This is a genomic window from Streptomyces sp. NRRL S-920 (assembly GCF_000717945.1).
GTDB lineage: Bacteria > Actinomycetota > Actinomycetes > Streptomycetales > Streptomycetaceae > Streptomyces > Streptomyces alboniger.
Map to the genome: position 1 here is coordinate 1 of NZ_JODF01000121.1, position 3,296 is coordinate 3,296.

The 3,296-nt window shown below is 70.8% G+C and carries 1 protein-coding gene and 1 pseudogene; both read right to left on the minus strand.

Features of this window, described 5'->3' with window-relative positions; genetic code table 11:
- Positions 1–2,334: pseudogene (locus tag IG54_RS0136955) on the minus strand (type I polyketide synthase); the annotation flags it as partial.
- A 52-nt stretch (positions 2,335–2,386) separates the two neighbouring features.
- Positions 2,387–3,296, minus strand: a 910-nt coding sequence (locus IG54_RS0136960; RefSeq protein ID WP_030795488.1) for a KR domain-containing protein, incomplete at its 5' end; no start/stop codon positions are given.

Genomic DNA, 3,296 nt, shown 5'->3' on the forward strand with positions numbered 1-3,296 from the left:
GATGGTGCGGAATTCGTCCAGCATGGGTTCCATGCGGGGGGAGTGGAAGGCGTGGCTGACGCGGAGCTGGTGGACCTTGCGGCCCTGTTCGCGCCAGTGTTCCAGCACCTCGACTACGGCTGCCTCATCACCGGAGATCACCACGGACGTAGGCCCGTTGATCGCGGCGATGGCAATCTCGTGCTCGCGGCCTTCCAGACGCGGGAGGATCTCCGCCTCCGTGGCCTGGATGGCGGCCATGGCCCCGCCAGCGGGCAGTGCCTGCATAAGCCGCCCGCGCGCGGCGACGAGCTTCACCGCGTCTTCCAGAGCGAAGACACCAGCCACATGGGCGGCAGCCAGCTCACCCACCGAGTGTCCGACGAGGAAGTCAGGGGTCAGCCCCCACGCCTCGACGAGCCGGAAGAGCGCAACCTCGATCGCGAAGAGCGCGGCCTGCGTGTAGACGGTCTGGTCGATCAGACCAGCGTCCGTCTCGTCCGTACCGAAGACAACATCCTTCAGCGAACGCTCAAGCTGCCCATCGAAGTGCGCACACACTTCATCGAAGGCAGCGGCGAACACCGGATACGTGTCATACAGCTCGCGGCCCATTCCGGCCCGCTGGCTCCCCTGCCCAGTGAACAAGAACGCCAGCTTGCCGCGCCGCACGCTCCCCGAGGTCACGGCCCCGGACGGCTCGCCCGCAGCCAACGCCTGCACACCCGCAAGGAGTTCATCCACGTCAGAGCCGGTGACGACGGCCCGGTGCTCGAACCGAGCCCGCGTCACAGCAAGGGAGTACCCCACATCCGCCGCACGCAGCTCAGAGTTCTCCCGCATGAACGAGTACAGCCGCTCGGCCTGCGCCCGCAGCGCCGCCTCCGTCTTACCGGAGAGCACCCACGGCACAACCCCACCGACGACCGGCGCCTCGGAAGGCGGCTCCGCCTCGGCGGTCGGCGCCTGCTCCAGCACCACATGGGCGTTCGTGCCACTGACGCCGAACGACGACACCGCGGCCCGCCGGGGCCGCCCGGTCTCCGGCCACTCCCGTGCCTCGGTCAGCAGCGACACCGCGCCCGCGGTCCAGTCGATTTTCGAGGAAGGGGCGTCCACGTGCAGGGTCTTCGGCATGACACCGGCGCGCAGCGCGAGGACCATCTTGATGATGCCCGCGACACCGGCCGCCGCCTGCGTGTGACCGACGTTCGACTTGAACGACCCCAGCCACAGGGGCTGCTCCGCGGAACGCTCCTTGCCGTAGGTGGCCAGCAGCGCCTGGGCCTCGATCGGGTCACCCAGCCGCGTACCCGTGCCGTGGGCCTCGACGACGTCCACATCGGCCGTCGACAGACCGGCGTTGGCGAGGGCCTGGCGGATGACGCGCTGCTGGGACGGGCCGTTGGGGGCGGTCAGGCCGCTGCTCGCGCCGTCCTGGTTGACGGCCGAGCCGCGGACGACCGCGAGCACCTTGTGGCCGTTGCGCTCCGCGTCCGAGAGCCGTTCCAGGAGCAGCATGCCGACGCCCTCGGAGAAGCCCGTCCCGTCGGCCGCGTCGGCGAAGGCCTTGCAGCGGCCGTCGAGAGCGAGGCCCCGCTGGCGTGAGAACTCCAAGTACGTACCGGGAGTCGCCATCACGGTGGCGCCACCGGCCAGGGCGAGCGTGCAGTCGCCGTTGCGCAGCGCCTGGGCGGCCAGGTGCAGTGTCACGAGGGACGACGAGCACGCCGTGTCCACGGTCACGGCGGGCCCTTCGAGACCCAGGGTGTAGGAGACGCGGCCGGAGGCGACGCTGCCGGAGCCGCCCGTGCCCAGGAAGCCCTCCAGGCCCTCGGGGATGCCCTCCTGCGCGGGAGACGGCGTGTAGTCGGTGTTGTTCATCAGGCCCGCGAACACACCGGTCTTGCTGCCGTGCACCGACTCCGGGTCGATCCCGGCCCGCTCGAACGCCTCCCAGGACGCTTCGAGCAGCAGCCGCTGCTGCGGGTCCATCGCCAGCGCCTCACGCGGCGAGATCCGGAAGAAGGTGGGGTCGAAGTCCCCGGCTCCTTCCAGGAATCCACCGCGCGGCACCCGCTTCTCGCCGGTTCCGCCGGCCGCCTCCTCGTCCGCGAGGGACAGGGCGTCGAGGTCCCACCCGCGATCGGCGGGGACCTCCGTGATGCCGTCCCGCCCGTCGGCGACCAGTTGCCACAACTCCTCGGGCGTGGTGATCCCGCCCGGGTAGCGGCAGGCCATGCCGATGACGGCGATCGGCTCGCGATCCTTGTCCTGCGCCTCCTGGAGGCGGCGCCGGGTATCGCGCAGGTCGGCCGTCGCCCGCTTGAGGTAGTCGACCAATTTTTCTTCGTTCGACACTGAGGTCACTGAGGTCACTCCACTGTGAGGCTACGACGTGCGGGTTTCAGGACTGGCCAAGTTCGTTGTCGAGCAGGTCGAACAACTCGTCGGCTGTCGCCGACTCCAGCGCGTCGTCCGATGCCGCGCCGTTCGTTTCGGTCTGGGCGTCGGTCCACTTCGACATCACGGCCCGCAGCCGGGCGGTGATCGCGGAACGCTCGTCGGCGCCGCCGCCGATCTCCGCGAGCAGCGATTCGAGCTTGTCCAGCTCGGAGTGGACGGACTGCGCGGACGCGCCCGTCTCCGTGCCGAGTTCCGCCACGAGGTAGTCGGCCACGGCGGCCGGGGCCGGATAGTCGAAGATCAGCGTGGCCGGCAGCCGGAGCCCGGTCGCCTTGCCGAGCTGGTTGCGCAGTTCGACGGCCGTCAACGAGTCGACCCCCAGCTCCAGGAAGCCGCGCTTCGGATCGATGTCATCGGGGCCCGCGAAACTGAGGACGGCTGCCGTCCGCGTACGGACGAGGTCGAGCAGCAGCTCCGCGCGCTTCTCCGCGGTGAGCCCGGCGAGACGCTCCGTGAACGCCTGCGACTCGACGACCGCGGCGGCCTGCCGCGCGCTGCGGCGGCCGGGCGTACGGACGAGTCCGCGGAGCAGCGGCGGTACGCCGGTCGAGGTGGCCTGGGCGCGTACGGCGGCCAGGTCGAGGTGCATGGGCACGAGCAGCGGCTGGTGCTGACCCCATGTGGCGTCGAGGAGGTGGAGGCCCTCCGTCTCGGTGAGGCCGTTGAGGCGGTGCCGGTCGGCGTCGGTGAGGTCGGCGGTCATACCGCCCGCCTGCTCCCAGGCGCCCCAGGCGAGGGAGGTGGCGGGGAGCCCCTGGGTGTGGCGGTGGTGGGCGAGGGCGTCGAGGAAGGTGTTGGCGGCGGCGTAGTTGGCTTGGCCGGGGTTGCCGAGGACGCCGGCGGCGGAGGAG